Genomic DNA, 20,525 nt, shown 5'->3' on the forward strand with positions numbered 1-20,525 from the left:
CGCCGAATGCCTCCGAATCGGAGTCGTCGACGGCCGACCCCTTTTGATTGTGGAGTGCCTGTCAGGGTGAACCGTGAGACAGCGAATCAGATACGTGGGTGTCGTGTTGGCAGCGGTCGGAGTAGTCGTGGGTCTGTCCCCGACCCTTGGATTCGCAACGCTCACGGCCGACCGTGGGCTTTCGGTCGCGACTGCCGACGACGGATCGGCGCTGATCGCACTCGAAACGACGGGCGCGACGGTCGACGACACCGATGGGACGGTCGTCGCGACGTTGCGGAACAACGTCGACGCACCGATGACGACGACGTACAGCCTCTCGGTCGATACCAGTACACTCACGGCCGAGACGAGCGGTGGGAGCGAGACCATCGCGGCCGGCGGCGGACGCGCGTTGTCGGTGTCCTGTACGTCGGCCAGTGGGGCGAGTGGCACCGCACAGTTGCAAGTGACGGTCTCGACGGCGACCAGTCAGAACGTGTCGGTCCAGAACGCCATCCTCGCGGTCGACGTGGCCTACGACTGTCCGACCGGCGGTCCACCCGGGAACGGGACGGCGTTCGACGACCGCGACGGTGACGGGCAGTACGACCTCGGCGAGACGGTCTACACCGCCACCCAGTTGGCGGACTTCGACAACGAGAGCGTCGACCTCGTCGTCACCGGTGGGGGCGTGATCGAGTTCCACACCACCGGCGCGTCGATCACGGCCAAGACGATCACGGTGCGGGACACGACGTTCGACGCCGACAATGACCTCACGCTCGAAGCCACCGGCGGCACCGTCACGCTCGACGGCGCAACCCTCGACTCACAGACCGGAGCGGTCACCGTCGAGGGCGAGTCGATCACCGCACAGTCCTCGACGATCGAATCCAACAACGCCATTTCGCTTGTGGCCGACTCGGGCACGGTCGAGATCAGCGGCTCGCTCCTCGACAGTCGCACCAACGAGATCACGGTCGAGGGTGATGCCATCGTCGCCGAAGACGCGTCGTTCACGTCGAACAACGAGATCACGCTCGAAGCCAGCACCGCAGCGGTTCGGGTCAGCCGAAGCACCTTCGACAGCGGGACCAACGAGATCACGCTCACCGGTGCCACGGTGGTCGCCGACGATGCGACGTTCACGTCGAACAACGCGATCACGATCGAGTCCGACTCCGGGCCGGCGAACCTCGAAGGGGCGACCGTAGACAGTGACAGCAACAGGATTTCAGTCACGGCACCGTCGATCCTCGCGGACGGCGCGACGTTCCGGGCGAACACCGAGATCGAACTGACCGCCGAATCGGGCGACATAGATGCAAGCGATGCACTCGTCGAGACCAGCGGCGACATCACGCTCACTGCCGATTCGGGAGCCGTCGACGTGAGCGCCACCAGTCTGACCGCACGCTACGGCGACATCGTCGTGACCGCCGGGACGACGATCGATGCGACCGCCACCAGTTTCGAGAACAACCCCGGCATCACGCTGGTCGCGGGCGGTGACGTGACGCTCACGAACGCCGACGTACAGATCACGACCGGCTGGGGGAGCGCCGAGGTGGACTTCGACACTGCGAGTGCGACGCTCGCGGTCGGCGGCCTGAGCGTCGTTGACGGCGACGATACGCTCGTCTACAGTCCGTCCGGCGTGACCGTCACCGGTACGCCCAGTAGCGGGAGTGTCGCGTCGAACTGAGACGGACGGTTGTAGCGATGTACCGGTGAGCGTCTCCCTCGTGGCGACGCTTACACTGGCGACTGTTGACGACAGTGACAGTTTGTACGCAGGATATGCGGTTTCAATAATGGAGAGATTCGGGTACATTTAATAATGTGGAGTGTCTCGTGCGACCTATCCACAAGGAGTTGTGGGGGATACACAAATGGACGAAGAATACGGGAAATCGACACGGAGAACAGTACTCAAATCATCTGTGGTCGCGGCAGCCACTGCGGTCGGCATGGGCAGTCTGACAGGGTCGGCAGCAGCGGCGGAAACCGGCGTCTACTCGCCGTATATCGGCACGTGGACCGACGGTGTGAGCAAGGCGCTCGAACGGGACGTGGAACACGTCGTGTTCGGTCCCGCGGGCGATGGCACTGACGACGGTGAGGTCAATCCTGGCTGGCTCGCTCAGTGTAACACCGGATCGTGCTCGCAGGACCCGCTGGACAAGTACCTCGACGACATCCAGCAACTGCAGGACAACGGGATCAGCGTGGGGCTGATGGTCGGTGGCTGGAAAGGGCGCGTCATCGCCCGCGATGCCGACAGCGTCGAGGAACTCAAGCAGGGCTACGAGACGGTTCTCGATACGCTCGGAATCTCACACATCGACATCGACGACGAGAACGCCGACGACGCCGGTCGACCGGACAACCTCAACATGATGCGGGCAAAGGCGCTCGCGCAGTTGCAGGACGAACGGCCGGACCTGACGGTCGGTTACACCGTCGCGGCGAACACGCAGGGGATGAACTCGAACCCCGGTTCGCACTCGCCGGGCGAGATGTGGATGGAAGAGATCGCACAGACCGATCTGGAGCTCGACTACGTCCAGCTGATGGTGATGCACCTGGGGTCGGACCCGACCAAGCAGACCTTCGAGTCGGCAGTCGACTCGACGGCGGACTTCCTGTCGGGCGTCTACTCCAACAAGTCGATGGACGAGATCTACGGCATGATCGGCGTGGTTCCGCGGTACGTGGAACTGTCCGAGTCGACGGCCAACGCATTGCTGGACATCGCCCAACAGAAAGGGCTGTACAGTATCGCGCCGTGGCGACTCGGTGAGGAGAACGGCCAGTTCACCGAGATCTTCAGTGCGTTCCACGGCAGTGGCGGCGACGACGGTACCGACACGCCGACCGACACCCCGAGCGATACGCCCACTGACACCCCGAGCGATACGCCGACGGACACGCCGGGCAGCGACTATCCGCAGTGGGACTCGTCGGTCGCATACTCCAGCGGTGACCGCGTGACCTTCGACGGCGCTGTCTGGGAAGCCAAGTGGTGGACCAAAGGCGACGAACCGGGCAGCGGCGGCGCGTACGGGCCGTGGGAGCAGGTCGAGGGCGACACGCCGACGGACACGCCGACCGACACGCCCACCGACACGCCCACCGACACGCCGACGGACACGCCGGGCAGCGACTATCCGCAGTGGGACTCGTCGGTCGCCTACACTGGCGGCGACCGCGTGACCTTCGACGGCGCGGTCTGGGAGGCTAACTGGTGGACCAAGGGTGACGAACCGGGCAGCGGCGGTGAGTACGGCCCCTGGGATCAGGTGAACTGACCGAGCGCCAGACAGGCACGACTGGATCGTCGTTCGATTAGCCAGCACAATTTTTCACCCGCCGATCGATTCGTAGCAGATTTGCCGCCGTTTGGGATTTCGAGCACCCGATCGAGGCGGTTCACGCAGACCGGAGATCCGACGGTTCGATCGGTGACGCGGACGCCCAGTAGTCTGTGAACGTCTCGTCGGCCCACTCGCGGACCGCGGCGTCGTCGGTGTCGACCGAGGCCTGCAAGATGCCGTTCTCGTCGCGCACGAGCAGGTGGACGGCGTCGTCCGCGACCGTCACCGCGAGTGGGATCTCGTCTTCGCAGAGTCTGATCTCGACGCCGTCGGTCGCGATCAGATCGAGCAGTCGCTCGCGCAGTGCCGAGTCGGCAGCCAGTGCTTCGATGGCACTCCGCGAGAAGACGCCGTGAAACGACTGTTCGCCCGCGGCAGTGCGCTCCTGGACGACGGTGAGGCTCTGTTCGTTGAACGCATGTGAGAAGACCCGGACATCGTCGGCACCGCCCAGCAGGTCGAGGACACGCTGGACGGGTGCGTTCGGACGCGTCTGGGACGGTGTGGTGATTCTCGCGTCGGCGAGACGTTGCAGGTCGAACGTCATCGCGTCGGTCGGGAGATACGCGACGATCGGTCGCAGATCGCGCTCGGTATCGAGGATCGACAACAGATCGGTAAAGCCGCCAGCGACCAGTTCGCCCGTCGCCGTCGCGACGTAGCCCCCGCGCTCTTTTCGGACCCACGCCCGTTCCTCGAAGTCCCCGAGGATGCGACCCAGCGTGGCCTGTGACGCGCCGGTCTCGTCGGCCAGATCACGGCGCGTGTATCGGCGGTGGGCGAGCAATCGGAGCACCTCGACGCGATTGGGTGAGAGCGCGAGAAACTCGATATCCGAAAGCGGCCCCTCCATGGGCACACTCGTGACGCTCGCGGCATAGGGCTTTCGCACCGTGAAAGTATTGCACAGTGTGCAACGCCGCCACGTCGTCCCCGTGGCTGCACGCCGCGTCACGTTTTCTGGACGACTTGATACGGGTCTGGACCCTTTCTTCGAGTATGACCCCGATTCCCGTTCCGACGGAACGCATCGACATCTCCGCACGCATCTACCGACTCATCAGGGTGATCGAGGAGTGAGAGGATCCCGACGGACGCTCGCACTGTTCGCCGTCGCCAGCCTCCTCTTCGGTGGCACCTTCGTCGCAGCGAAGGCGGGCCTTTCCTACTTCCCGCCGCTGCTGTTCGTCGCCCTGCGGTTCGACGTGGCAGCCGTGGTGCTGATCGGCTACGTCGTCGCGACGCGGTCCCGCGAGCAGTTGCTCCCTCGCACGCGTGCGGACGCAGTCGGCATCTTCGCCACCGGTGTCCTCGCGATCGGGCTGACCAACGCCCTGCTGTTCGTCGGTCAGCAACACGCCACCAGCGCCGTCGGTGCGATCGTCTTCAGCCTGAACCCGATCCTGACGCCGGTGTTCGCCGCCGTCCTGCTGGCCGACGAGCGCCTCTCCGCCCGCGGCGCTGCAGGGATGGTGCTTGGCCTGCTCGGCGTCGGTCTCGTCGTCAGTCCCGATCCGGCGAACCTGCTGGCCGGCGGCGTCGGCAAGGCGATCCTCTTTGCCGGCGCGGTCAGTGGCGCACTCGGGAGCGTCCTCATCCGCTGGGCCGACGGCGACCTCCACAGCAGCGTCCGTACGGCCTGGGGGCTGCCGTTCGGTGCTGCGCTCGCACACGCCCTGTCGTGGGCCAGCGGCGAGTCTGCCGCGGCGATCACCTGGCACGGCGAGGCACTGCTGGCGCTCGGGTACGTCGCCGTCGGTGCCGGTGCCGTCGCCTACATCGCCTACTTCGACCTGCTCGACACTGCGGGCGCGATCCGGGCGAACCTCGTGTTCTACGTCGTCCCGGTCGTGGCGACGCTGGGCGGATGGGCACTGCTCGCCGAGTCGATCGCACCGACCGCGATCGCCGGCTTCCTGACGATCTTCGCCGGCTTCGCAGTGCTCGGTAGCGAATCGGTCGACCTCCCCGCCGTCGTGGCGACGCTACGCGAGCGCGGGCCGGACGGTGACAGTCTCACCAGCCACGACGATGCGCCCGGATACGGCTCCGACTGATCCGTCGACGCTCTCCACTGTTTCTCACTGACGCTGTCGTTCGACGTAGCGACCGATCGGCGATTCCGAGAGAATCGCCGACAGCGACCGTCGGTCGTCGCCGTCATCAGCCAGTAGCGTCGCTAGATCGTCGGGTAATGCCGACCGGACTTCCGTCTCGGTCGCCGGCATGTCGGCGACGGTGTCGGCACCGATCTCGTCTGCAGACTCGTCGATCGACTCCCGGAGGTCGCTGTGAAACCGTCCGTCCATCATGTCGGAGGGTATCGAAGTCGTGTATTTAGGTCCGTCTGTTCGGGCGTTAGGATGCCCCTCGCTTGACCTTCTCGACGCGGGTCGCAAGCGCCAGAAAGACCGCGATGAAGGTCAGCACGACCGCCCAGCCAGCAGCCAGATCGTGGGCCGGGAGCGTGTGATCCAGCCCACCGGCGACGACCTCCGCCCGGAGCACGGTGTGGTGGGGACCGCCGAGTACCGAGACGAAGTAGTCGACCACGTCGTTGCCACCGTACCAGAACAGGGCGAGCGCGACCGCCGGGACCGAAAAGGACGAGTACCGGTGGATGAGGAACGCCTCGACGGCCATCGCCAGATGGCTCAGGATGAGGAACCAGTAGAGCCACGGCGCGATGCCGCCGGCCCCGTTGATCACGAGCTGGACGTAGGGCGTCCACAGGCCGAGCTTCAGGCAGCCGAAGAAGGCGAGCATGTGGAGCCAGTCGGCGTCGTAGTCGAGTCGCCACGCCACCAGCGACAGCCCGATGAACATGGTCGCGACCGGCGAGTCGGGGATCAGCGGATAGGCAAGCAGTGGCGCAGCCCCCAGTTGTCCCTCCACGAGCGGCGGTGCGAGTTCCAGCGGCCGGCCCGCGTAGTACCAGAACCCAAAGAGCGTCCCGACGAGGTTGACCAGTGCGATGGGCCACGCCAGCCGAAGCCCGAGGTCTTCGAGCCAGTCGGGCAGGGGGGCGACGTAGCGCGGGAGTCCGTCGGTCGGTGGGAGCGCGGTCTGGAGGTAGCGACCGACAAACTGTTCGAACCGTCGCCCGACACCGTCGTGACCAGCCATGTCTGTTGCCAGCGGCGGCCGAGAAATAACGGTAGCGGTTGGGCGGATTCACGCCGCCCGGCCCACAGTACGTCCTGTGACGGGCACCCGCCTGTCCCCGAAAGCGACCCGTTAAGTGAGTCCAATCCTAAGCTCGGCGTAATGTCCGAGACGGATCTCGAAGACCTCAAACGGGGGACCGAACTGGTCAAGCGCGGCTTCGCGAAGATGCAGAAGGGCGGCGTCATCATGGACGTCGTGAACCGCGAGCAGGCCCGGATCGCCGAGGACGTGGGCGCTGTCGCGGTGATGAACCTCGAAGCCGTCCCGGCCGACATCCGCAAGCGCGGCGGCGTCTCGCGGATGGCCGATCCCGCTTCCTTGCAGGAGATCATCGACGAGGTGTCGATCCCGGTGATGGGCAAGGCCCGCATCGGCCACACCAAGGAAGCCCAGATCCTCGAAGCAGCGGGGGCCGACATGGTCGACGAGAGCGAGGTACTGACGCCCGCCGACGACCGCTACCACATCGACAAGCGGGACTTCACTGCGCCGTTCGTCTGTGGCGCGCGCAACCTCGGCGAGGCGCTCCGCCGGATCGACGAGGGCGCGGCGATGATCCGCACCAAAGGCGAGGCCGGCACCGGTGACGTGAATCAGGCCGTCCACCACCAGCGCAACATCAAGGGTGCGATCCGACAGCTCGAAGGGATGAACTGGGAAGAGCGCGAGAAGTGGGCCCGCGAGCACGAAGCGCCCGCCAAGCTGGTCCACGAGACCGCCGAAATGGGCCGCTTGCCCGTTGTCAACTTCGCCGCTGGCGGTATCGCGACGCCCGCCGACGCCGCGCTCATGATGCACCACGAGTGTGACGGCATCTTCGTCGGCTCCGGCATCTTCGGCGCAGAGGACCCCGAAGCGATGGGCACGGCCGTCGTCGAAGCGGTCAACAACTGGGACGATCCCGAGCGACTGGTCGAGATCGCCTCCGACATCGGCGGCGGCATGAAAGGCGACGCCAACGTCGACCTGCCCGAAGAAGAAAAGATGCAGGGCCGCGGCGTCTGAGATGGGCGAGCCTTCGAGCGAAGCGAGCAATCTCGGGACGTTCGAACGGAGCGTGTAGCGACCCGTGAGCGCCGACGCTCCCGCGGGCGCGGGGTCCGACGATTCGCGCGACACCGGGAGCGACACCGACGGATCGGCGGTCGATCTCTCATCGATTCTCACCGACGACCATCCGATTTTGCTGTTCGATGGCGTCTGTAACCTCTGTAACGGTGCCGTCCGGTTTATCATCCGCTTCGACGCGGTCGGCCAGTTTCGCTTCGCACCGCTCCAGTCCGAGGTCGGACAGGCGCTGCTCTCTCACTACGACCTGCCGACCGACGAGTTCGACTCGTTCGTCCTGATCGACGACGGCGACGTGCACACGAAGTCGACGGCCGCCCTGCGAGTGGCGCGCCACCTCGACGGCCCGTGGCCGCTGCTGTACCCCGCAATCTTCGTTCCCGAGCGCGTTCGTGATCGCGTGTACGACCTCGTGGCGACGTATCGCTATCGCGTGTTCGGTCGCAAGGACGAGTGTCCGGTCCCGGAGCCGGAGATCCGCGACCGGTTCGCCGACCAGCGACTGGATTGAGACGGGGTATTGTCGGTCTTTATCGGATCGACCGCACGCCATCGTTCGGTCGCCCGGTTCACTCGACCGAACGGAGTGGGCGGTGTTCAGATAAGCAACCTCGGTCTCCGAGCGGCAGACGCCGAAAGCCCTCGCGCAGTTATGGTCCCGGGACCGCCGCTGCGCGCCGTGGGTGCTTGCGGGGTCCGGGTTCCCGTAACTGCGCTCGCTCTTTCACCCACCAGGGTTTAGACGGCTAAACAGCCGACTCCTGGTGGATGAAAGGGCGAGGCTCGGTAACCAGATCTGCGGCGGCACTATTCGACCAGAGGGAGAATATCCGCCACAGATCTGGCTAGCGAGTCGAGGGCTTTCGGTGCCTTGGACTGTCCGTACTTGATCTCTTATCTGAACACTACCACGGAGTGAGGTCGAGCCTTTTTCGCCACTGTCAGAGCAAGCTCTGACAAGCTCTGTTTCGCTTCGCTCAACAGAACCCTGTTTTTGCTCAAGCGGTTCGAGCGCGCTCGAAGAGCGCGACTCGAACCCGTCGAGCAAAAAGATGGTAGTGCAGAACCCTCAAGCCGCTGTGGGACAGTCGAACGAACATGCAGGGGACGGCGAACACGTCGGCGACGACAGCCACGAACACGTCCGCGGGGACGAACGCCTCGGCGGTGTTCGAACAGGGTCGGACGCTCATCGAGGAACTGACGACGACACAGGGCCGGGCGGCGATGACTGGCGTCCTCGTCGTCGTCGCGCTTCTCGCGGCGCTCGTCGTCACGCCGTTCCTCGTCCGACAGACCCGTCGCATCGTCGATTCGCGGCTGTTCGGCGGGCGTGTCGCCGATGGCATCGAACTGTTCGGCGAGTACATCCCGACGACGATATCGGAGATCGTCCTGCGTATGGTGCAACTGTCGGTCGTGATCGTCGCGGGACTGGCGCTGATGGTCGTCTGGGGACTGGTCGACGTGGCCGTCGCGACCGGACAGTTCCTCCTCGGCGCGATCCCGCACGTTCTCAAGGGCGCGCTCACGCTGGTGCTCCTCGTGCTGGCGTACGTCGGCTCCGATCAACTCCAGCACGCGATCAGCCGCTTCAGCAAGGGCGCCGACCGGGTCACCCAGCACCAGGAGGAAGTGATGCTCCGGGTCGGCCAGCTCGTCCTGTTCGTCGCCGTCGGCTCGGCGATCCTCACGCTGTGGAACTTCGACCTCAGCGGGCTGCTGGTCGGGGCCGGGTTCCTCGGGATCGTGGTCGGGCTGGCCGCACGCCAGACGCTCGGCTCGCTGATCGCTGGCTTCGTCCTGATGTTCTCCCGGCCCTTCACCGTCGGCGACTGGATCGCGGTCGGCGATCAAGAGGGGATCGTCACCGACATCACGATCCTGAACACGCGGTTGCAGAACTTCGACGGCGAGACCGTCGTCCTCCCCAACGACAAGGTCAGCGACCAGTCGCTTACGAATCGGAGTTCGAACGGCCGACTGCGCCTGCGGACCGACGTGGGCATCGACTACGAGGCCGACCCGGACCGTGCCGAACAGGTCGCCCTCGAAGCCATCGAAGCCGTCGACATCGTCGAGGACGCGCCGGCACCGAAGGTCATCCCGAAGGCCTTCGGAGACTCCTCGATCGTGCTGGAACTGCGCTACTGGATCGAACACCCCAGCCCGCCCCGGAAGTGGCGCGCGGTCTCCGGGGTCGTCAGCGGCGTCAAGTCGGCCTTCGACGAGGCGGACATCACGATTCCGTACCCACAGCGAGAACTCTCGGCGCGCGAGGGAACGGCTGTGACGAACGATCCGGAGGCGATTGCCGACGTGCCGGCCGATGGTGCTGGGCCGGGCGACGACAGGTGACCGTCGCGTCGTCAGGCGACGCCACCGAGTACCGTCCCGACGGTATAGGCGACGACTGCGGCCGCCATCCCGACGACGAACATCTCGCTCCCGTTGTGGTACCACCGTCGGGCCGTCACCAGACTGCGACTCGCGCCGACTGCGAAGAAGGCACAGCCGGTAAACACAGTCGAGAGTGGAAAGCGCGGGGCGAGATCGAAGATGTACGGGAGCAGCGGTGCCCAGCCGGCGACCACGAACGCGAGAAACGTCACGAACGCGGTCCGTCGGGGAGACTTCTCTGTCGTCGTCTCGGTGTCGGGCTGATCCCGGCGCGTGCGCTGGTAGTCCAGTTCCGACCGGCGGCTGAGGTAGTTGCTCATCCCCATCGAGAAGCCGTCGGCAAAGAGGTTGGCCGCGCCCAGCACGAGGACGATAGCTGGGTCGAGCGCCGCCCCTGCGACGCCGGAGACGACGGCGAAGGTCGTGACGATGCCGTCGTTGGCCCCGTAGATCACTTCCGCGAGGTACCGGCCGGACGAGTCCACGTCGTCACCGAGTAGCTGTTCAAGCATCCGTTCTCACACACGAGCGTCGTGACAGAGCGGCGTAGTACTGAGCCACAGCGTTCAGTCGAGCAGTTCCGAGAGGAGCAGTCCCGCGCCCGCGAGCCACGTCCCTGCAAGGAGACCGAGTACGGCGACGTGTGCCAGCCAACCGACGCCAGTAGGTGATCCGACCGGGCCACTCGTCGCGACGAATAGCTGATCGAGACCGATAGCGAGCGACGGCGCGGACAGGACGACCACGATGCTGGCCCCGACCGCCAGCGGAAGCGCCAGCGCCGTGAGGAACACGCCGGCCCGGACGGCGAGTCCGCTGACAGTGGCGACTCGTGGCTCGCCCGAGCCGACAGCGTGGTCGGACTGTCTGCGTGCCATGATTTGACATAACACGCCCGTGCTGTATAAAGACCCCTCAAAATAGCGGGATCTCCACGCGGCGCTACACCCACTCGCGCAGCGGCGGGACGAGTTCGAGGGTCGCAGCGGCGATGTAGCAGCCGACCACGACGAGTACGGCACCGATGGCGATGCTGGTGGTGGAATTGGAGAGCAGGCCACGGCCACCCGCGACGACGAGGACAGTCGCCACACCGAGCAACAGTACCGTCCCGATCACGTCGAGCAGTGCGTCCTTCGTCGCGGTTCTGACGACGCGATACAGTGCGTCGGGGTCGAAACCGAGTTCGTTCACCTCGTCAGCCTGTCGCCAGGACTGATCGTCGTCCGTCTCGGGGACCATGATCGGCCGTTTCCGTCGGGAGGGACAAAATTCGTCCGGTCAGAACACGGTCGCGCCGTCACCGATCCGGGTCTGGTACACCTGCGCGTCGACGCCGACGTCGGCGAAGGACTCGATCATCGCAGCGCCGATCGATCGCTGGTCGCGTTCGTGACAGGCCGCGATGACGGTCGGGCCGGCACCGCTGATCGTGACGCCGGTCGCACCCGCCTGCAGTGCGGCCTCGCGAACGGCTGCGTAGCCGTCGATCAGTTCGGCGCGGGCGGGCGTCACCACCGAATCGTACATCCCCTCGCCGACGAGTTCCGGGTCGTCGCGGTGCATGCCGGTCGTCAGGGTCGCGGCGTTGCCGACGGTCTCGACCAACTGTTCGACGCGGGCGTGTTCCGGGACGACCCGGCGCGCGTCGCGGGTCGAGACGACGATGTCGGGCAGGCACGCGACCAGCGGGATGTCCGCGTCGACCTGCGTGACGCCGTCGTCGGTGGCGATGGTAAAGCCGCCCATGATCGACGGCGCGACGTTGTCGTCGTGGGCATCGCCGGAGACGACGGCCTCGCCTTTGGCGGCGATGGGGACGAGTTCCTCGCGGGAGTGGCCCCGGTCGTAGAGGCGGTTGAGACCGACGGCCGCGGCGGCGGCACTGGCAGCGGAAGACCCCAGTCCCGAAGCGGGTCGGATTCCCTTGTCGATCTCGATGTGGGCCGGTGCGTCGAGTGCCTCGGCGACCGCCCCGACCGTGTTCTTCTCGGGATCTTCCGGGATGAACTGACTGCCGGCCCCGGTCACCTCGATGGTGGTCGTGTCGGCCTTCGAGACGCGAACGACGTCCGCCGGGCGTTCGAGCGCGACGCCGAACACGTCGAACCCACTCCCGAGATTGGCACTCGTCGCCGGTGCCCGGACGGTCAACATGCTACCGAGTATCCCCACTGCAGGCAAAAAGGTAGCGGACTGGCGTCCACGCGACACCGAGCGCGTCGACGAGTCCCGTTGTCCGATCCGAGTCACAAATATGAGAACATGCCGCAAACGATTAATGTCGGAACTGGTATTATCGGTACGAGACTGGGAATGGGTACGGCTATGTTGTGGGGCGTCGTGGCCGCCTGCCTCCTCGGGGGGCTGATCGGCACAGCCATGGCGTTGCTCGCGTGGCGTCACCGCGACCGACCAGCGATGTCTGCCTTCGGCTGGCTGATGCTCGTCAGTGCTGGCTGGGCGTTCCTGTCGGCGGCCCGTATGACGGCGACAGAGCCGTCGACGGTGTACGTACTGGAGGTGTTGATCCGTGGCGTTTCGAGCAGCACTGCCCCGCTGTTGGTCGTGTTCGTTCTTTCGTACACGGGCAACGAGGAGTATCTCTCTCGCTCGGTCGCGGGTGTGCTATTGCTCGTTCCTGCGGTCTACGTCGCACTCACCCTGACACCGTCGCTACACGGGCTGACGAGTGGCATGGACGCGATACGGTTCGTCTCACACCAGAACGTCACCATCGGCGTCCTCGATGGTGACGTGACCGCTGCTGTCGTCACCACTCACAGCTACTTCCTCTTGATCGTCGCCTACGCGCTGTTGTTTCGGTTCTTGCTACGATCCCGAGCGGTCTATCGGCGACAGGCAGCGATCATCGCGCTGGGTACACTCGTCCCGGTGTTCGTCGACATCGGGACGATGATCGCTGCGACGAACCATCCCGGTGTGGAGCTGACGCCGGCGTCGCTGAGCATCTCTGGACTGGTCCTCGGATGGGGGCTGTTTCGGTACGACTTCCTCGACGTGACGCCGCTGGCGAGCGATCTACTGGTGGCCGAACTCCCGGACCCGGTGTTCGTTCTCGACGAGGACGACCGTATCCTCGATCACAACCGCACCGCGGCTGTCGTCTTCGACGAACCGTCGTTGAGCGAGCGCACCGTCCAGGAGGTCGCGCCGGGACTGACCGACTGTTGCAACGGCAACTCCGTGTACAGTCGCGCGCTCCCGAACGAGGACGAGATCACGTACTTCGATCCCCGTGAGACGCCGATCGAGGACCAACACGGCATCGAACGGGGTCGGCTGATCGTCCTCCGGGACGTGACGGGCCAGCAGCGCCGACAGGACCGCCTCGAAGCATTGCAGGCCGCCACCCAGCAGTTCATCACGGCGGGGTCGGCCGACCGTATCGCCGACCTCTCGGTGACGTTCGCCGACCGCGTGCTCGATCAGGAAGCCGCCGCTGTCTATCTCTACGACGAGAGCACCGACGCACTCCACGCCAGTGCGGCCAGTGACTCCTTGCGAGCGGCGTGTTCCGAGGACGCGATGGTCGTCGAGGCCGAGGATCGGCCGATATACGAGTCCTACCGAACCGGGTCGCTCGTGATCGAGAACGTCGCCGAGGACTACCCCGAGGCCCCGTTCCCCCATCGCATGCTCGTGCCGATCGGCGACCACGGCGTGTTACTGATCGGCTCACGCGATCCGTCCCCGTTCGTCACTGAGGACGAGCAGTTCGCGACGATCCTCGCCCGGACGACGCAGGTCGCGCTCTCTCAGGTCGAGCGCGAGAGTGAACTCCGCCAGAGTCGCAGAGCGATCGAACGGCGCAACGAGCAGGTCGCCTTCTTCGACGGTGTACTCCGGCACACACTACGGAATGCGTTGCTGGTCATCGAAGGGCGGGCCGACCACCTCCGCGAACACGTCGACGACCCCCGGGAGCGCCACCTCGACCGAATCATCCAGTGGTGCGAAGACCTCTCGGAACTCAGCGAGGAGATCGAGGCGATCAACGACACCGTCCGGGCGACGGAAGCCAGACAACTCGATACGGTCGATCTCGGGCGCGTCATCCGAGACTGTACGGCGTCGGTCGCCGACAGCGATCCGAGCGTCTCGGTCGATCTGACGGCTGAAGACGACCTCAAGGTCCGTGCCAACGGTCTCGTCGAAAAGGTCGTCGACAGTGTCGTTTCGAACGCGATCATCCACAACGACGCCCCCGAACCCCGCGTCGAGATCAGCGCCCGCCGGATCGCAGACCGGGTACAGGTCCGCGTCGCAGACAACGGACCGGGGATGACCGACGAGATGAAAGAGACAGTCTTCGAGCGCAACGTCGGCACCAGCCAGACCAGTCACGGCTTCGGTCTCTACTTCGTCTCGGTGATGATGAACCTCTACGGTGGCACCGTCTGGATCGAGGACAACGGGACGGCCGACGACGGCGAGCAACGGGGCGCGGTCGCGGTACTGGAGTTCCAGCAGGCCGAGACGCAACACACATCCCAGTCGGCCGAAAACGAATTTACATGATCGGCGTCGTCGGCGGCGGTATCGCGGGCCTCGCGGCCGCGTATCGACTCCAGCAACACGGCCACGAGGTACAGGTGTTCGAAGCGAGCGACCAGGTCGGGGGTCTCGCTGCGGTGTACGAGACCGACGGCGACCCCATCGAGAAGTTCTATCACCACCTCTCGAAATCGGAACAGACCATCGTCGAACTGGCCGAGGAGCTGGGGCTAGGCGAGGATCTGGAGTGGCGCATCGGTGAGAACGCCTACTACGTCGACGGCATCGTCCACCCGATGGACAAGCCGTGGGAGATCCTTGCGTACCCACATCTGGGGCTGTACGACACCTTCCGGCTGGGGATGCTCACGCTCGATATCGACGTGCGCGGCGGCGTCCCGAAGTTCGACAGCTACGAGCGACTGGAGGACTTCGAGGACGTGCCGATCAAGGAGTTCGTCCTCGACCACACGACCGAGAACGTGTACGAGTCCTTTTTCGAACCGCTGCTGGAAGCGAAGTTCGGTGAGCGCGCCGAGGACATCAGTGCAGCGTGGCTGCTGGGCCGGATCAAGTTCCGTGGCGAGCGCGACATCCTCAAGGGCGAGATTCTGGGCTATCTCGACGGTGGCTTCGGTCAGTTGCTCGACGCGCTGGTCGAGGCGGTCGGCCGCGATAACATCACGACGGGCGCACCCGTGGAAGACCTGACGACCGCCGACGGCGCGGTCGACTCGCTGACCGTCCAGACGGCCGACGGAACGACGACCCACGATGTCGACGCCGCCATCGTCGCCGCGATGCCGACCGTCCTCGAAGCACTGACAGGCTACGAGTGTGCAATCGACTTCCAGGGGACGATCTGTTCGGTCATCGGCATGGACGAGCCACTGACCGACACCTACTGGCTCAACATCGCCGACGACGCCCCCTTCGGCGCGCTGATCGACCACACCAATTTCGTCCCCGCCGAGCGGTACGGCGGCGAACACCTGCTGTACGTCGCTAAATACGTCCAGAGCACGGACGACCCATACTGGCAACAGGACGACGAGGAGATCCGCGAGACGTGGCTTGCCGGCATCGAGGACCTCTTCCCGGACTTCGACCGCGACAGCGTCAACTGGGTCAAGACTGCCCGGAACCCCCGGACAGCACCGATCTACGAACGGGGCTACCTCGATATGGTCGTCCCGTACGATCTGGGCGAGGAAGTCGCCGACGGCGTCTACTACGCCGGGATGGCCTCCCGCGCCCAGTACCCCGAGCGCAGCCTCAACGGCGGGATCGTGGCCGGCTACGAGTGTGCCGACCTGATCCACGACGGTCGGTGAACCCGACGCTCTAACCCGCGTTTGAGTCTCCTGAAGACACTTTTGTACGTGTGCTGTAGCAGTCGTCATGCGACGACGTGCCCTCCTCGGATCGCTCGCAGCGACACTGACGGCGACTACTGGCTGTCTCGGCGACGGCCAGCCGGCAGACGGCAGACCGCGGACAGACTCGGACACGGGGACCGACACGCGGTCGGCGACGGACACACCGACCGACTCGGCGACGCCCGGCGAGACCGAATCACCCGGTGGTACGGTGACCGAGACGCCGACACCACCGACGGCGACCGACCAGTTCGCCGACTTCGAGTGCCCATCCTTCGAAGACACGGACCGAACGGTCTGCTACCACGAGGCCGATTCGGACGCGCCGCTCGTGTTGACCGCCGAACCAGAAGTGTTCGATCCAGATACGAGCGACGACACCGTCGAGGCGCTGGAGTTCGTCCTCTACAATCGCTCGGATGCGAGCGTCGGTTTCAATCCCTACGACTGGGGCGTCGAGCACCACGAGGACGGCGAGTGGACCCACGTCGCCCCCGAGATCATCCCCGAGCCGTGGACGACGGTGGCGTCCGGCGAGACGTTTACGTGGGCGCTTCCGACCACCACGCATCCGTCGCCCGGGGACGATGACCGCCAGCTTGTCGACGTGGCACTCGATCCCGGTGTCTACGCGTTCCACGTGTCCGTCATGACCGGGTCCGACAGCCGAACTGAACTGATCGCGCTGTTCGAAGTCGAGACGGCGATCGGTTCGCAGGGTGACGAGACGACAACCGAGACCGGAACCTAGTCGTCGACGCCCGGTGCCTCGCTCGGATCGACATCCTCCGGCTCTTCCTGCCCGCCGACGACGAGTTCACCGTCGGGCGTCTCGACGTAGGCGTCGTCGGCGAAGCCACCGACGGCGTGGGGGTGCTCGGGATCGTCCAGTTTCTCGGGCGTCGAGGGGGCCTCTGCGATCCCGTCGACCGGCCGGAAGTCGCCCAGCGGATCGTCGATGGTGATGCCGTAGGACTCGAAGAACTGCTCGTAGCGATCGTAGTGGGCCTCCAGTTCGTCGCTGGGGAACTCCATCATCTCCGTCCAGCCGTGGTTGTAGAAGTCGAAGTTCGCCTGGACGTGTGTGATCTCTCGGGCCTCGGCCTCCGGGAAGCCGGCCTCTAGCGCGGCGACGTAGGTGTCCATCGTCGCGTCGAAGAAGTCGTCGAGGTGGGCACGTCGTTCGTCCGCGCGGGCCTCGTCGGCCTTGCCCGCGAAGACGTTCGTGTGCAGGTCCACCAGCCGGTCGTTCACCTTCTCGCCGATGACGGGGAGTGTGAGCGCTTGCTTGGCTGCGAAGTGCTTGACGTTCTGGCGGAGCTTCATCGATTCTCTGTTGGGCGGGACGGCCTTCAACCCCGCGATTCCCCCCACTCTCGCCGGTCCGTCAATATTTGCCAACGGACGCGGAGATAGCAATCCACATTAAGCCCGATATCCAACTTCCCGTTTATGAGCACGTCGCACGTGATTATTGGTGACGGTATCGCGGGGTCCTCAGCCGCCGAGTCGATCCGCGAGGCCGATCCCGACGCGGAGATCACCGTCATCACGGACGAGGGGGAAGCACTGTACAACCGTATCCTGATAAAGGAGTTCGCCAAGGGGAAACTCCCCGAGGCCCCCATCTCGATTCACGAACCCGAATGGTACGACGAACGTGACATCGACCTCCAATTGAACACACACGTCACCGAGGTCGACCCAGACGCCCACGAGGTCCACACCCACGAGGGCGACACCTACGAGTACGACAAGCTGCTGGTCGCCACCGGCGGGACGCCGGCACAGCTGCCGGTCGACAACGCCGACGCCGAGGGCATCCACCACTTCTGGACGTTCCAGGACGCACGCAACATCAAGGAACACGCCGAACAGACCGACGAGGGGCTCATCGTCGGCGCGGGTCTGCTCGGGATCGACCTCGCCGCGATCTGTGGCGCACAGGGCATCGACGGGAAGTTCCTCATGCGTGGCAACCGCTGGTGGCGCTACGCACTCAGCCTCGACGGTGCCGAGATCATCCACGACGCGATGCGCGACGTTGGCGTCGAACCGGTGCTCGAATCCGGTGTCGACCACTTCGAAGTCGACGACGACGGCCACGTCGAGGCCGCCGTCGACCCCGACGGCAACCGCTATGAAGGTGACTTTGCCGGCGTCGCCATCGGTCTGGACTTCAACACGGAGTTCCTCGACGGCTCCGGCCTCGAAATCGACGACGGCATCGTCGTCGACGAGTACATGCAGACCAACGTCGAGGACATCTACGCTGCGGGCGACATCACGCAGTTCTACGACACCATCCTCGACGAACGAGCCCAGAACGGTGCCTGGGGCTCGGCCAAGGAACAGGGTTCGATCGCCGGGCAGAACATGGTCGCAGACGACGAAAAGGAGGCCTTCCGCTGGGTGTCGACGTACTCGATCACGCACTTTGACTTCCCGTTCCTCTCCTTTGGTCACCCGACGCTGGGTGACGACGAGTGTGAACGCAAGTACTCCGACACCGAGTGGCGCCGCCTCACGTTCAAAGACGGCAAGCTGATCGGTGGCGTGCTCATCGGTGACCTGTCCCAGCAGTCGACGTTCAAGAAGCTGATCCGCGAGGAGCGCGAGGTCGCAGACAAGAAAGACCTGTTGCTAGAGGAAGACGTCGACCTCGAAAAGCTCGAAGAACTCGCACCCGCACAGGCCGAGTAACGTCGCTGCTCGCCGCCGGGCTTTTGTGTCACTGGATCGAAACCCCGAGCGTATGCTCCGCAGACTCGTCCGCTGGCTGGCCGGTATCCCCGAGCGAGACGGCGACGACGAGGACGACGGCGGCCACGCAGGCTCACTCCTCGATGCCTCCGTGAACTTCGCTCACGGGGACAAGGGCGGTCGAGACGCGGTCCGAGCGATGCAGGAAGTCGACGACCGAGCATCGCGATTGGAAGACGTGGACGACCGCAAGCGGTAACGGGCTGGTGAACCGACGGCCTTTTTTCCACTGACAGCGGACTTTCGGGCATGGTTGGCGGCAGCGGCGATATGACACTCGCGATCGAACTCGCGGCGCTCAAGGAACTCGCGCAGCCAGACGCCGTCTTCAACGACGCGCGCCAGTGGGCCGAGTACGTCGGCGTCATCTCCGAGAAACCCACCTACGTCGTCACGAACTTCTGTCGGAAACATCGGATCAGACAGGACTTCTTCTCCGGCCCGCGCGGGCGCGAGGAGAGTCTCGGGAACGTCAAGGCGCAGTTCGACACCGACCGCCACGTCTTCGTTGGCACCACCGATGAGGACGAGCAACTGGCCGAGGACGTGGGCTGGGAGTATCTTACGGTCGAACAGGCCGCCGAGGCGGCCGACTGGGAACTGGGCGACCCCGAATCTCCCGACGCCGTCGAAGCCGAAGAACAGCGCGACGACTGGCCCTGAGACGACATCGCTCGTTTTAACCACACGACCCCGCTAGTGTGGACAATGACAGAATCCGGCGTCCCCGGCGGCCGCACGGAGGTGCTCGAACTCCCCTGTGGACAGCAGCGCAGCGTCCACGAACTCGACATGGGCCTGCGAGAGTTCGAGTGTCAGTGTGGCGCGACCCACGCCGTCGTGATGGACATGCACCCGCTCTCTCGGTTCGTCCCCGAGTTCCTCGTCGATATTCTCGAAGAGACCGTCGAACCCGCAGAGGAGGACTACGAACGGTTCACGACGGCCCACGTCATGGGGATCGTGATGGAAGAGGTGCCCGACGACATCGCCGTCGCCGACACGTCCGAGGACGGCAACGTCGGCTACGCGCTGGTGTGGGTCACGGACTTCGACTCGCGGGAACTCCACGAGATCGTCGTCGAACTGATCGTCGAACTGATGGACCACGCCGTCAGTCACGCCGAGGACGACGCCGTCGCCGAGCAGTTCGAACAGGAGATGCTGGAGTTCGACGTGGGCGAGTTCGTCGAGCAGTATCGCGCCCAGCGAGAGTTCGAGACCGAACACGACTCACCGATCTGACCGTACTGGCGACCGTTTCTATATAGATCTGCCTGCAAAAATGTATGCGCTCTGACGGTCGCGTATGACAGTCTGTCACGTCCACGACACGGCTTCCGTCCAGTGGTTTTCCTGAAATCGCCGTCTGACGGCTGTCTGACGGTGTTTAATGGTGTGTCACGGCGTGTGTATGCACATGCGCATACGGCACGGCGAGTTCGAGCGAATCCGAACCGTGCTCGAAGACGCCGAACCAGACGAGCCGTTGACGGCGCGTGAGATTTTGCGGGTCCTCGAAGAGCACGGCGAAGAGTTCGATAGCGCCCACCGGGTCGCGACGGTACTCGGCCGGCGCGCCCAGACCGGCGAGGTCGAGGTCATCCACGACCAGCCCTACCGCTATCGGTTCGCCGAACACAACAACTGATCACGTCTCTCTTTGCGCGGCCGCCGTATTCCGGTAGGTCTGCGAGCGCAGGCGCGCACGCGAGCGTGGACATATCGGTACCCTTAGGCGGGTCCAGTCTGTGTCGTCATACAACTCGCGGTGGCAGGTGTCCTGCGAGCCGCTCCCATGCGACACCACCACATTACGACATTCGAAATTCGCTTTCGATCTTCGTACCTTATCGCCGGGCTTATTACG

At 64.8% G+C, this 20,525-nt stretch carries 21 protein-coding genes and 2 pseudogenes; 15 read left to right on the top strand and 8 right to left on the bottom strand.

The genetic code is table 11. From position 1 onward, the window contains the following. Nucleotides 1–127 precede the first annotated feature (127 nt). From AC5FRW_RS02475 to AC5FRW_RS02485, 3 genes and pseudogenes are all read left to right on the top strand, one after another. Nucleotides 128–1,687 carry a hypothetical protein gene (locus AC5FRW_RS02475; protein WP_493566838.1) on the top strand — a complete coding sequence of 520 codons (1,560 nt, stop codon included), beginning with the start codon at nt 128–130 and terminating at the stop codon, nt 1,685–1,687. Nucleotides 1,688–2,672: 985 nt separating this feature from the next. Then, nucleotides 2,673–2,999, top strand: a pseudogene (locus AC5FRW_RS02480) (hypothetical protein); the annotation flags it as partial. A gap of 168 nt (nt 3,000–3,167) precedes the next feature. After that, nucleotides 3,168–3,287, top strand: a pseudogene (locus AC5FRW_RS02485) (carbohydrate-binding protein); the annotation flags it as partial. A 127-nt stretch (nt 3,288–3,414) separates the two neighbouring features. Here the strand turns inward: AC5FRW_RS02485 and AC5FRW_RS02490 are convergent. Then, the gene (locus AC5FRW_RS02490; protein ID WP_493566839.1) at nt 3,415–4,212 is read right to left on the bottom strand and encodes a helix-turn-helix transcriptional regulator; all 798 of its coding nucleotides are present in this window, start codon (nt 4,210–4,212) and stop codon (nt 3,415–3,417) included. A gap of 223 nt (nt 4,213–4,435) precedes the next feature. Here AC5FRW_RS02490 and AC5FRW_RS02495 point away from each other — a divergent pair, with 223 nt between their 5' ends. Then, entirely contained in the window at nt 4,436–5,416 is a 981-nt protein-coding gene (locus AC5FRW_RS02495; RefSeq protein WP_493566840.1) for a DMT family transporter, read from the top strand. A 24-nt stretch (nt 5,417–5,440) separates the two neighbouring features. Here AC5FRW_RS02495 and AC5FRW_RS02500 read toward each other — a convergent pair whose 3' ends face one another. Further along, the gene (locus AC5FRW_RS02500; RefSeq protein ID WP_493566841.1) at nt 5,441–5,668 is read right to left on the bottom strand and encodes a hypothetical protein; all 228 of its coding nucleotides are present in this window, start codon (nt 5,666–5,668) and stop codon (nt 5,441–5,443) included. A 49-nt stretch (nt 5,669–5,717) separates the two neighbouring features. After that, complete coding sequence (locus AC5FRW_RS02505) at nt 5,718–6,485, bottom strand: DUF1405 domain-containing protein (protein WP_493566842.1); 768 nt, start codon at nt 6,483–6,485, stop codon at nt 5,718–5,720. Between the two features lie 141 nt (nt 6,486–6,626). On the opposite strand from AC5FRW_RS02505, the gene pdxS reads away from it, so the two are divergent. The 3 genes from pdxS to AC5FRW_RS02520 all read left to right on the top strand — a co-directional run bounded on the left by pdxS (nt 6,627) and on the right by AC5FRW_RS02520 (nt 9,953). Further along, a complete protein-coding gene (pdxS, locus tag AC5FRW_RS02510) occupies nt 6,627–7,532 on the top strand; it encodes a pyridoxal 5'-phosphate synthase lyase subunit PdxS (protein WP_493566843.1) in 906 nt (301 codons plus the stop codon). Between the two features lie 154 nt (nt 7,533–7,686). After that, nucleotides 7,687–8,106 (top strand): thiol-disulfide oxidoreductase DCC family protein, encoded by a 420-nt coding sequence (locus tag AC5FRW_RS02515; RefSeq protein WP_493566949.1) that lies wholly within the window; start codon nt 7,687–7,689, stop codon nt 8,104–8,106. Nucleotides 8,107–8,693: 587 nt separating this feature from the next. Beyond that, a complete protein-coding gene (locus AC5FRW_RS02520) occupies nt 8,694–9,953 on the top strand; it encodes a mechanosensitive ion channel family protein (protein ID WP_493566844.1) in 1,260 nt (419 codons plus the stop codon). 11 nt (nt 9,954–9,964) lie between these two features. Here AC5FRW_RS02520 and AC5FRW_RS02525 read toward each other — a convergent pair whose 3' ends face one another. The 4 genes from AC5FRW_RS02525 to AC5FRW_RS02540 form a co-directional block, all read right to left on the bottom strand. Continuing rightward, nucleotides 9,965–10,507 (bottom strand): VIT1/CCC1 transporter family protein, encoded by a 543-nt coding sequence (locus AC5FRW_RS02525; RefSeq protein ID WP_493566845.1) that lies wholly within the window; start codon nt 10,505–10,507, stop codon nt 9,965–9,967. A 54-nt stretch (nt 10,508–10,561) separates the two neighbouring features. Further along, the gene (locus AC5FRW_RS02530) at nt 10,562–10,873 is read right to left on the bottom strand and encodes a hypothetical protein (RefSeq protein ID WP_493566846.1); all 312 of its coding nucleotides are present in this window, start codon (nt 10,871–10,873) and stop codon (nt 10,562–10,564) included. Nucleotides 10,874–10,937: 64 nt separating this feature from the next. Then, entirely contained in the window at nt 10,938–11,237 is a 300-nt protein-coding gene (locus AC5FRW_RS02535) for a hypothetical protein (RefSeq protein WP_493566847.1), read from the bottom strand. A gap of 39 nt (nt 11,238–11,276) precedes the next feature. Next, nucleotides 11,277–12,152, bottom strand: a complete 876-nt coding sequence (locus tag AC5FRW_RS02540) for a homoserine kinase (protein WP_493566848.1) — start codon at nt 12,150–12,152, stop codon at nt 11,277–11,279. A gap of 159 nt (nt 12,153–12,311) precedes the next feature. On the opposite strand from AC5FRW_RS02540, the gene AC5FRW_RS02545 reads away from it, so the two are divergent. The 3 genes from AC5FRW_RS02545 to AC5FRW_RS02555 all read left to right on the top strand — a co-directional run bounded on the left by AC5FRW_RS02545 (nt 12,312) and on the right by AC5FRW_RS02555 (nt 16,643). Then, entirely contained in the window at nt 12,312–14,537 is a 2,226-nt protein-coding gene (locus AC5FRW_RS02545; protein ID WP_493566849.1) for a histidine kinase N-terminal 7TM domain-containing protein, read from the top strand. Then, on the top strand, nt 14,534–15,847 hold the full coding sequence (locus AC5FRW_RS02550; RefSeq protein ID WP_493566850.1) for an NAD(P)/FAD-dependent oxidoreductase: 1,314 nt from the start codon (nt 14,534–14,536) through the stop codon (nt 15,845–15,847). The genes AC5FRW_RS02545 and AC5FRW_RS02550 overlap by 4 nt, the downstream gene beginning before the upstream one ends. Before the next feature lie 67 nt (nt 15,848–15,914). Next, complete coding sequence (locus AC5FRW_RS02555; protein WP_493566851.1) at nt 15,915–16,643, top strand: hypothetical protein; 729 nt, start codon at nt 15,915–15,917, stop codon at nt 16,641–16,643. Here the strand turns inward: AC5FRW_RS02555 and AC5FRW_RS02560 are convergent. Then, nucleotides 16,640–17,218 (bottom strand): DUF6149 family protein, encoded by a 579-nt coding sequence (locus AC5FRW_RS02560; protein ID WP_493566852.1) that lies wholly within the window; start codon nt 17,216–17,218, stop codon nt 16,640–16,642. The two genes, AC5FRW_RS02555 and AC5FRW_RS02560, sit on opposite strands and share 4 nt — an antisense overlap. A 126-nt stretch (nt 17,219–17,344) precedes the next feature. On the opposite strand from AC5FRW_RS02560, the gene AC5FRW_RS02565 reads away from it, so the two are divergent. The 5 genes from AC5FRW_RS02565 (at nt 17,345) to AC5FRW_RS02585 (ending at nt 20,306) form a co-directional block, all read left to right on the top strand. After that, nucleotides 17,345–18,595, top strand: coding sequence for an NAD(P)/FAD-dependent oxidoreductase (locus AC5FRW_RS02565; protein ID WP_493566853.1), 1,251 nt, complete (start codon nt 17,345–17,347; stop codon nt 18,593–18,595). 52 nt (nt 18,596–18,647) lie between these two features. Beyond that, nucleotides 18,648–18,854: a hypothetical protein gene (locus AC5FRW_RS02570; protein WP_493566854.1), complete on the top strand. Its 207-nt coding sequence runs from the start codon at nt 18,648–18,650 to the stop codon at nt 18,852–18,854. A gap of 50 nt (nt 18,855–18,904) precedes the next feature. Next, nucleotides 18,905–19,318, top strand: coding sequence for a DUF7124 domain-containing protein (locus AC5FRW_RS02575; protein WP_493566855.1), 414 nt, complete (start codon nt 18,905–18,907; stop codon nt 19,316–19,318). Between the two features lie 45 nt (nt 19,319–19,363). Then, a complete protein-coding gene (locus AC5FRW_RS02580) occupies nt 19,364–19,900 on the top strand; it encodes a DUF5815 family protein (RefSeq protein ID WP_493566856.1) in 537 nt (178 codons plus the stop codon). A gap of 175 nt (nt 19,901–20,075) precedes the next feature. Beyond that, entirely contained in the window at nt 20,076–20,306 is a 231-nt protein-coding gene (locus AC5FRW_RS02585) for a hypothetical protein (protein ID WP_493566857.1), read from the top strand. Nucleotides 20,307–20,525: the final 219 nt, after the last annotated feature.

This window comes from Halomicrobium sp. HArcht3-1 (assembly GCF_058933345.1).

Bases quoted from the DNA above. Each gene is read 5' to 3' on its own strand.
- AC5FRW_RS02490 (WP_493566839.1), bottom strand. From the start codon at position 4,212: ATGGAGGGGCCGCTTTCGGATATCGAGTTTCTCGCGCTCTCACCCAAT.
- AC5FRW_RS02500 (WP_493566841.1), bottom strand. From the start codon at position 5,668: ATGGACGGACGGTTTCACAGCGACCTCCGGGAGTCGATCGACGAGTCT.
- AC5FRW_RS02505 (WP_493566842.1), bottom strand. From the start codon at position 6,485: ATGGCTGGTCACGACGGTGTCGGGCGACGGTTCGAACAGTTTGTCGGT.
- pdxS (WP_493566843.1), top strand. From the start codon at position 6,627: ATGTCCGAGACGGATCTCGAAGACCTCAAACGGGGGACCGAACTGGTC.
- AC5FRW_RS02520 (WP_493566844.1), top strand. From the start codon at position 8,694: ATGCAGGGGACGGCGAACACGTCGGCGACGACAGCCACGAACACGTCC.
- AC5FRW_RS02525 (WP_493566845.1), bottom strand. From the start codon at position 10,507: ATGCTTGAACAGCTACTCGGTGACGACGTGGACTCGTCCGGCCGGTAC.
- AC5FRW_RS02530 (WP_493566846.1), bottom strand. From the start codon at position 10,873: ATGGCACGCAGACAGTCCGACCACGCTGTCGGCTCGGGCGAGCCACGA.
- AC5FRW_RS02535 (WP_493566847.1), bottom strand. From the start codon at position 11,237: ATGGTCCCCGAGACGGACGACGATCAGTCCTGGCGACAGGCTGACGAG.
- AC5FRW_RS02540 (WP_493566848.1), bottom strand. From the start codon at position 12,152: ATGTTGACCGTCCGGGCACCGGCGACGAGTGCCAATCTCGGGAGTGGG.
- AC5FRW_RS02545 (WP_493566849.1), top strand. From the start codon at position 12,312: ATGGGTACGGCTATGTTGTGGGGCGTCGTGGCCGCCTGCCTCCTCGGG.
- AC5FRW_RS02550 (WP_493566850.1), top strand. From the start codon at position 14,534: ATGATCGGCGTCGTCGGCGGCGGTATCGCGGGCCTCGCGGCCGCGTAT.
- AC5FRW_RS02555 (WP_493566851.1), top strand. From the start codon at position 15,915: ATGCGACGACGTGCCCTCCTCGGATCGCTCGCAGCGACACTGACGGCG.
- AC5FRW_RS02560 (WP_493566852.1), bottom strand. From the start codon at position 17,218: ATGAAGCTCCGCCAGAACGTCAAGCACTTCGCAGCCAAGCAAGCGCTC.
- AC5FRW_RS02565 (WP_493566853.1), top strand. From the start codon at position 17,345: ATGAGCACGTCGCACGTGATTATTGGTGACGGTATCGCGGGGTCCTCA.
- AC5FRW_RS02570 (WP_493566854.1), top strand. From the start codon at position 18,648: ATGCTCCGCAGACTCGTCCGCTGGCTGGCCGGTATCCCCGAGCGAGAC.
- AC5FRW_RS02575 (WP_493566855.1), top strand. From the start codon at position 18,905: ATGGTTGGCGGCAGCGGCGATATGACACTCGCGATCGAACTCGCGGCG.
- AC5FRW_RS02580 (WP_493566856.1), top strand. From the start codon at position 19,364: ATGACAGAATCCGGCGTCCCCGGCGGCCGCACGGAGGTGCTCGAACTC.
- AC5FRW_RS02585 (WP_493566857.1), top strand. From the start codon at position 20,076: ATGCGCATACGGCACGGCGAGTTCGAGCGAATCCGAACCGTGCTCGAA.